The 7,975-nt window shown below is 42.7% G+C and carries 9 protein-coding genes; all 9 read left to right on the top strand.

Annotated elements, in window-relative coordinates; translation table 11 throughout:
• Window positions 1–404 precede the first annotated feature (404 nt).
• Complete coding sequence (locus MOF34_RS09325; protein ID WP_019716023.1) at window positions 405–1,088, top strand: vWA domain-containing protein; 684 nt, start codon at window positions 405–407, stop codon at window positions 1,086–1,088.
• A 321-nt stretch (window positions 1,089–1,409) separates the two neighbouring features.
• The gene (locus MOF34_RS09320) at window positions 1,410–2,081 is read left to right on the top strand and encodes a vWA domain-containing protein (protein ID WP_268399947.1); all 672 of its coding nucleotides are present in this window, start codon (window positions 1,410–1,412) and stop codon (window positions 2,079–2,081) included.
• 83 nt (window positions 2,082–2,164) lie between these two features.
• Window positions 2,165–2,326 carry a hypothetical protein gene (locus MOF34_RS09315; RefSeq protein ID WP_019716020.1) on the top strand — a complete coding sequence of 54 codons (162 nt, stop codon included), beginning with the start codon at window positions 2,165–2,167 and terminating at the stop codon, window positions 2,324–2,326.
• 101 nt (window positions 2,327–2,427) lie between these two features.
• Window positions 2,428–3,216 (top strand): formate dehydrogenase accessory sulfurtransferase FdhD, encoded by a 789-nt coding sequence (fdhD, locus tag MOF34_RS09310; protein WP_268399946.1) that lies wholly within the window; start codon window positions 2,428–2,430, stop codon window positions 3,214–3,216.
• Between the two features lie 15 nt (window positions 3,217–3,231).
• The gene (gene moaA / locus MOF34_RS09305; protein ID WP_268399944.1) at window positions 3,232–4,257 is read left to right on the top strand and encodes a GTP 3',8-cyclase MoaA; all 1,026 of its coding nucleotides are present in this window, start codon (window positions 3,232–3,234) and stop codon (window positions 4,255–4,257) included.
• 195 nt (window positions 4,258–4,452) lie between these two features.
• Entirely contained in the window at window positions 4,453–5,586 is a 1,134-nt protein-coding gene (gene rapB / locus MOF34_RS09300; protein WP_268399942.1) for a response regulator aspartate phosphatase RapB, read from the top strand.
• A 170-nt stretch (window positions 5,587–5,756) separates the two neighbouring features.
• The gene (locus MOF34_RS09295) at window positions 5,757–6,236 is read left to right on the top strand and encodes a hypothetical protein (protein ID WP_268399941.1); all 480 of its coding nucleotides are present in this window, start codon (window positions 5,757–5,759) and stop codon (window positions 6,234–6,236) included.
• A gap of 71 nt (window positions 6,237–6,307) precedes the next feature.
• Window positions 6,308–6,496 carry a CsbD family protein gene (locus MOF34_RS09290; protein ID WP_019716014.1) on the top strand — a complete coding sequence of 63 codons (189 nt, stop codon included), beginning with the start codon at window positions 6,308–6,310 and terminating at the stop codon, window positions 6,494–6,496.
• A gap of 207 nt (window positions 6,497–6,703) precedes the next feature.
• Entirely contained in the window at window positions 6,704–7,960 is a 1,257-nt protein-coding gene (urtA, locus tag MOF34_RS09285; protein WP_268399938.1) for an urea ABC transporter substrate-binding protein, read from the top strand.
• The last annotated feature ends 15 nt before the right edge of the window (window positions 7,961–7,975 follow it).

The raw sequence follows: 7,975 nt of genomic DNA, 5'->3' as shown, positions 1-7,975 counted from the left end.
TCGTTTTCTCTACAAGCTGAAGACGCTCAATGAGCGTCTTTTTCTGTTTCTGAAGGTGCTTTTACTCTAGTAGCGGTTAAAACTGTTTAGAGAAGCTTCTGACAATCTTTAGGACGACAAGGTCCTTTCCTAATTTATGACTTAGAGATTGGTAAAGTAATCCACATGTATCGACAGACTTCGACAGACTCATATAACGAAAGCCGAAAGGCCGAAAATCTTTTTTTTTCATAGGAATGTTAGGCAGAAATCACTAATAAAAACAGGGGTTTCTAAGCAAAAGTAAACAACAGCAATGGGGAAGCCCGCCCTATTTATTTCTCTATTTTTGTCGATTACGATTAGTTATGTTCAGCGTTGAACATCTGCACGCAGAAATAAACTTGTAAAAAAGGGGTATGGACATGAAGAAAAGATTTTCACTGATCATGATGACAGGCTTGCTATTTGGATTAACTTCACCTGCTTTTGCGGCTGAAAAGAAAGAAGCGGAGGCTGAAGCTCCTGCAAACGTGGCAGTCTTGCTTGATGCCAGCGGAAGTATGGCGAAAAGAATAGATGGTGTATCTAAATTTAATACAGCTAAAAAAGAAATTTCTAAGTTTGCAAGCTCACTGCCAGAAGGCACTCAGGTGAAAATGAGTGTATTCGGTTCGGAAGGAAACAATAAATATTCTGGGAAAACTCAGTCATGTGAATCCATCCGCAACGTATACGGTTTCCAAAGCTTTAACCAGCAAAGCTTCTTCAACTCTCTTAATGGAATTGGTCCGACTGGCTGGACTCCAATTGCCAAAGCGCTGAACGAGGCGAAATCTTCGTTTGACCAGCTTGATGCAAAAGGTGAGAAAGTGGTCTATCTGCTGACAGATGGAGAGGAAACGTGTGGCGGAAATCCTGTTAAAACAGCAAGTGAACTGCACAAAGACAATATCACTGTTAATGTGATCGGATTTGATTATAAGAATGGATACAAAGGACAGTTAAATGCCATTGCGAATGTTGGCGGCGGTGAATACTTCCCTGCTTATACTCAAGAAGATGTTGAGAAAATCTTCATTCAGCAATCAATGATGTTATCTAAATAAGAAAAAAGAGGCTGATAGTGATCAGCCTCTTTTTTGTATGTAACATAATGTTCAAAAGCAACCAGATGACAGCCTGTAGCATAGTAGCATATTTCCGTTTCTTGTGAAAATCAAGGCGAAAAAAGGATGAATGATGTCACAAACTGTATGTGCTTTCTGGGTGAAAAAGGCTAAATAACATCGGTATTTCTAGCGATTTTGAACAGAAAGTGAAAGCGGCACAAAAGGCTGCTTGCCCTATATCTTTTTGCATGTTCATATTCTAGCATAAAGAAGAATCCAACTATAGTTGGAGAATATGATAAAGAAAGGAAGAAAAACATGAAAAAATTGCTGGCTGCCGGTATCATTGGATTGCTGACTGTCTCCTTTGCGTCCCCGTCTTTTGCCGCTGAGAACCATGACACAAATGTAGCTGTGTTGTTTGATGGAAGCGGAAGTATGATTCAAAAGACAGGGGAAGAGCGCAAAATAGACATTGCCAAAAAATCAGTAAAGTCTTTTGCCGAACTGCTTCCGAAGGATACAAATCTCATGCTTCGCGTTTTCGGACATGCTGGAAATAATAAATTGTCCGGCAAAGCTCTATCATGCAGCACGACGGAAACCATTTACGGCCTTCATCCATATGAAGGATCGCTGTTTGACAATTCATTGAGTAAGATCAAACCGACTGGCTGGACACCGATTGCCAAAGCACTTTCCGATACAAGAAAAGAATTTGAAGCATTTGACGCTGACGGAAAAAACGTGGTGTATTTAATCACTGATGGTGAAGAAACGTGCGGTGGAGACCCTGCAGCGGAAATTGAGAAGCTTCGTGAATCGAATGTAGATACCATTGTAAACATTATTGGCTTCAACTTTGATATCAAAGGGAACGAAGAAATGAAACAAGCGGCTGTTGCTGGCGGCGGAGAATATATTTCAGCAAACAGTGCAGATGAGTTCGAACAGGCTTGGGAAAAAGAAGCAGAAAAATTTTCTGAGTAAAGGTTAGGCGCCCCCCAGGCGCCTATTTAATTGGTTTAAAAACAGACTGGGCGGGAATGATACCCTTAAAAGGGGTTGAACATATGAGATTATTAGGAATAATTTTTCTTATTGCCGCCGTGGCATTTATATTGCTCGGTGTTTTTCTAAAACTGGCAGCCTTCTTTTTTGTCAGCATTCTCACATTGATCGCAGCTATTGTGCTGTTTACGATCCTGAAAAAGAATCAGCATAATCGAACCTAGAGCCCTTTATATAAAGGGCTCTTTTTATGTCTCAGGATTCGACAAAATCCGAGGAGTGTGAAAAAATATAAAGGCAAGAACATTGCGGAGGGGAAGAGACATTGAACGATAAAGTAACTGCGGTCAGGGATGTATGGCGCTATGAACAAGGGGAAATAAGCAAAATAGAAGACCGGATGGTGACGGAATACCCTTTGACAGTGATACTGAACGGAAGTGAATTTGTGACGCTCGTTTGTACGCCGGAGCATATCAAAGAGCTTGTCATTGGATTTCTCGTATCTGAGGGTGTTATACGATTTCAAAAAGAGATTAAAAGGTTTACAATAGATGAAAGTCTCGGTTTTGTTTACGTCGATCTCGTTCATCCTGAGACATTGGATCAAAAGGATTATACGAAACGGGTGATTGGCTCATGCTGCGGAAAGGGCCGCCATTTTTATTTTCAGCAAGATGTCAAAACCGCCAAAACGGCTGTCAGCCAAATCAAGGTATCGCCTGAAGCATGTCTGGCGCTTATGAAAGACATGCAACAAGGGAGCGGAACGTTTCAGGATACGGGCGGCGTACATAATGCAGCGCTTTGCGACACAGAGAAACTGCTGTTAATGCGCACAGATATCGGACGGCACAACGCGCTTGATAAATTATACGGACACTGTCTTCTGAACGGGATGTCCGTCCGCGACAAACTGATTGTGTTCAGCGGCAGAATATCATCAGAAGTCCTGTTGAAAGCGGCAAAAATCGGCGTGTCGATCGTCATTTCCAAATCGGCCCCGACGGAGCTTGCGATTCAAATGGCGGAAGAATTAAATATCACAGTGATCGGATTTGTCAGAAACGGATCATTTAATGTATATACACACCCTGAGAGAATCAGGGGATAGGAAGGGGCTGTAGCTATGATTACAGAATCGCGTCAGATGTTGGATAAGAGGAACAGACCGCTGAGAGACCTTCGCATTTCTGTTACAGACCGCTGCAACTTCCGATGCACGTACTGTATGCCCGCCGAATTATTCGGTCCGGACTATCCGTTTTTAAAGAAAGAGGAGCTGCTTTCGTTTGAAGAGCTTGAACGGCTTGCGACGCTATTTGTCACAAGGTTCGGCGTTGAAAAAATCCGCTTAACCGGCGGAGAGCCCCTCATGAGAAAGGATATGCCGGAATTAATTAAGAAACTGGCCCGCATTCCGGGGGTCCGTGATATTGCGATGACGACAAACGGATCATTGCTGCCTGTTTATGCGGAGAAGCTCAAGGAAGCCGGGTTGAAACGGGTCACGATCAGCCTTGATTCCTTAGAGGATGAGCGATTTAAAAAGATAAACGGACGCGGAGTTTCTGTCAGCAAGGTGCTGAAAGGCATTGAAGCGGCGAAGCAAGCGGGGCTTGGTGTTAAAATCAACATGGTCGTCCAAAAGGGCGTCAATGAAAAAGATATACTGCCTATGGCCCGTTACTTTAAAGAAGAAGGGCATATCCTGAGATTCATTGAATTTATGGACGTGGGAAACACCAACCAATGGGAGAAGAAGGACGTCATGACAAAGGCGGAAATTATTGATTTGATCAATGAACACATGCCGGTTGAACCGATAGCGCCAAATTATAAAGGCGAAGTGGCTTCCAGATTCCGATACGTGGACGGATCTGGGGAAATCGGCGTCATATCATCTGTATCTGATGCATTTTGCGGATCGTGCAACAGGGCTCGTCTTTCTGCGAGAGGGGAGCTGTTTACCTGCTTATTCGCTTCAAGCGGTTTTGACCTCAGAGGACCGGTTCGGCAGGAATTAGGTGATGACGAACTGTCAGAGATGATCGGCACCGTTTGGAAAAATCGGATCGATCAGTATTCGGTCGATCGTACGCTATCAATAGCATCAGACAAAAAGAAAGTAGAAATGTCTTATATTGGCGGTTAATATGAAATAATAGGCTTATCGGTACTGTCCGGTAAGCTTTTTTTTATGAAAAAGTGTAAGTGCAAAAAATACATACAAAAACCGTAATATATAAAGATAGGCATAAGGAAGGAATCATCGTAAGAATTTTTAATTCCAAAGCCATACATTATGATAAAATGTAACCAATTAGAAAATAGAAAGGGTTGGAGGGGCATGGCCGCGTACGAGATCCCGTCATCTCAAGTAGGAGTGAAAATTAATAAGTGGTATAAGTACATTTTAGCATTTCAAGTGGCTGATGCCGTTAAGCTGAAGGAAGAGATTGATCAAGACATAGAACAGATGGAAGAGGATCAGCTGCTTCTCCTGTATTATCAGCTGATTAGTTACAGGCACCAAATTATGCTGGATTATGTAAAGCCCGGCCTGCACGAGGAATCTCAGCTTCAATATCGTGAATTGATCAAAACGCTGGAAAGCAATCAGGATAGCATCTCGGGATTATCCGAGTACTATTTTCACTTATTCAGAGGAATGTACGAATTTGAACAGAACAATTACATCTCAGCTATATCCTTTTATCGGAAAGCCGAGAAGATGCTCGCGTTTGTAGAAGATGAAATTGAAAGAGCTGAATTTCATTTTAAGGTGGCGGAAGTTTTTTATATCATGAAGCAGACGCACTTTTCCATGAACCACGCCGTACAGGCGCTTGAGACATACAAGGCTCACGACTTTTACAGAGTCAGAAGAATACAATGCCATTTCGTCATATCAGGAAACTACATTGACTACAGACATTATGAAAAAGCACTTGAGCATTTGGATGACGCGTATCATCTTGCTTTATTGGAAGGCCAGCCCCGTTTAATCGGATCAGCCCTCTATAATATCGGGAATTGCTATGATGACAAAGGAGAGCTGGATCAAGCCGCGGAATACTTTGAAAAAGCGCTTCCTGTCTTTGAAGAGCATCGGCTGGAGCAGCTCCCAAAAGCGCTCTTCAGCCTGACTCGCGTTCTTTTCAAAAAGCAAGACGTCCAATCTGCAATGAGGTACTATGAAAAAGGGATTGCTATCGCCCAAAAACGAAACGACTCCTTCAGTCTGGCGAAATATACATTTCTGCAGGCCTTATATGTCGAATCTGTTAATTTAGATATGATTCAAGAAGTATTTGACTATATGGAAGAAAAAGCCCTTTACGTATATATTGAAGAATTCGCTTTGGATGCTGCCTCCTATTTCAGTCATCGGGAACACTACAAGGAAGCAGTGTATTTTTATGAAAAAGCTGTCAGCATGAGAGAGATGATTCAAAGAAACGATTGTTTATATCAAGTGTAAGACGAGACCATCTGTTGCCAGATGGTTTTTTTATATTTTATATACAAAAAAAGGAGAGCATCGGAACGTTTATTTTCAGGTAGAACAGGAAAAATCGCTACATATGCTTTTGAACAAAATAGCCGGGTTAGACGATGCCTGGGCCAATGACAGGCGTTAGGGGGAATTCGATGTTCGGTTTCAATGATATGGTGAAGTTTCTATGGTCTTTCCTCATTGTTCTGCCGCTTGTACAAATCATACATGTTTCAGGGCACAGCTTCATGGCACTTATTTTTGGCGGAAAAGGATCGTTGGATATTGGGATGGGCAAAACGCTGTTCAAGATTGGGCCGATACGGATTAGAGCGATCTATTTCATAGATTCTTTTTGCAGGTTTGGTGAGCTGAAAACCGACAATCGGTTGGCGCATGCACTTGTATATGCCGGGGGCAGCCTGTTTAACCTGTTAACGATTTTTACTGTCAATTTGCTGATTATACACAGTGTATTAAAACCGAATATGTTTTTTTATCAGTTTGTCTATTTTTCTACGTATTATGTGTTTTTCGCCTTGTTGCCGGTTCGATATTCAGAGAAAAAGTCATCGGACGGGCTTGCGATTTACAAGGTGCTCCGGTACGGAGAGCGCTACGAAATCGATAAATAACGTTCAAATGTTTACCGTCTCTCAGATCGGGAAGGTAACAAGTACACACATAATGAAGGGAGAGAATCAACATGGGTAACAATAGTGTAAAAGATAAAATGAAAGGCGGCTTTAATAAAGCCAAAGGAGAAGCGAAGGATAAAGTCGGAGATATGACCGATAAAACGGACATGCAGGCTGAAGGTAAAAAAGATAAGGCAAAAGGCGAGATCCAAAAGGATATCGGGAAAGCAAAGGATACATTCACAGATAAAGATTAATCATACGAAAGAGGCAGGAAACGATATGTTTCTTGTCTTTTTTTTGTACGCTACTTTTGAATGTTAATAAATGTAACAAAAAAGGCAATCGATTTGGTTAAAGTATCTAAATTTTTTTAATATTCTTTGAATCAATGACACTCTTCTATATAATGGTGACATAAGTTGTTAACTTTCGTAACATCATATGTCAAAGGGAGGTTCTGAATGAAAAACAAAGGGGTTGGAATACAGGCTGTTTTTCTGTTGTTTCTGATCATGGTGTTGATGGCGGGATGTGCTGCGCCGAAGAAAGTGTCAAATGCCAGCGGAAGTGCGAAGAAAACCGTTGATATCGACACAAGCGGGGATTCAGTAAAGGTCGGGATTCTTCACTCGTTAAGCGGGACAATGGCAATCAGTGAAGTGTCCGTCCATGATGCAGAGTTATTGGCGATTCAAGAAATCAACCAAAAAGGCGGAGTTCTCGGCAAAAAGCTTGAACCCGTCGTGGAAGACGGCGCTTCAGACTGGCCTACATATGCGGAAAAAATGAGGAAACTGCTTCAGCAAGACAAAGCAGCTGCTGTGTTTGGCGGATGGACATCTGCAAGCCGCAAAGCCATGCTTCCGGTTGTGGAGCAAAACAACGGGCTGCTGTTCTATCCAGTGCAGTACGAAGGAATGGAGTCATCACCCAATATTTTTTATACCGGAGCGACGACGAATCAGCAAATAGTGCCGGCAGTCGATTGGCTGCTGAAAAATAAAGGGAAGACGTTCTTTCTGATCGGATCAGATTACGTGTTCCCGAGAACAGCCAATAAGGTCATCAAAGCGCAAGTGAAAGCGGCCGAAGGAGAAATTGTCGGTGAAGAGTATACGCCGCTCGGCCATACCAATTACAGTACCCTTGTCAGCAAAATCAAAGAAAAACAGCCCGATGTCATTTTTAACACATTAAACGGCGACAGCAACGTGGCGTTTTTCAAACAGCTGAAAGATGCGGGGATATCGGCTGACGATATGCCTGTCATGTCAGCAAGTGTTGCTGAGGAAGAAATCCGGGGGATCGGCTCTGATGTGTTAAAAGGACACTATGCGGTGTGGAATTACTTCCAGACAACCAATACGAGCGAGAATCAAACATTCGTGAAAACCTATAAAAAGATGAACGGTGATAGCCGGGTCACGAGCGATCCGATTGAAGCTGGCTATAATGCGGTTTATCTCTGGGCGGCGGCTGTTGAAAAAGCCAAGTCCTTTGATGTCGATAAGGTGAAGAAAGCGGCTGACGGGATTGCATTCAAGGCACCGGGCGGCACAGTGCAAATTGACGGGGATACACAGCATCTTTACAAAACGGTCAGAATCGGGCGAATCACGGGGGATGGACAGCTTAAAGAAGTTTGGAACTCAGGTGAACCTGTAAAACCTGATCCGTATTTAAAAACGTACGATTGGGCAAAGGGGTTATCTAAATAAATCAAAGCCGTTTGC

The sequence above is a fragment of the Bacillus sp. T17B1 genome (assembly GCF_026796395.1).
Classification (GTDB): Bacteria; Bacillota; Bacilli; order Bacillales; family Bacillaceae; genus Bacillus; species Bacillus spizizenii_A.
This window is presented reverse-complemented; position numbering and strand designations above follow the sequence as displayed.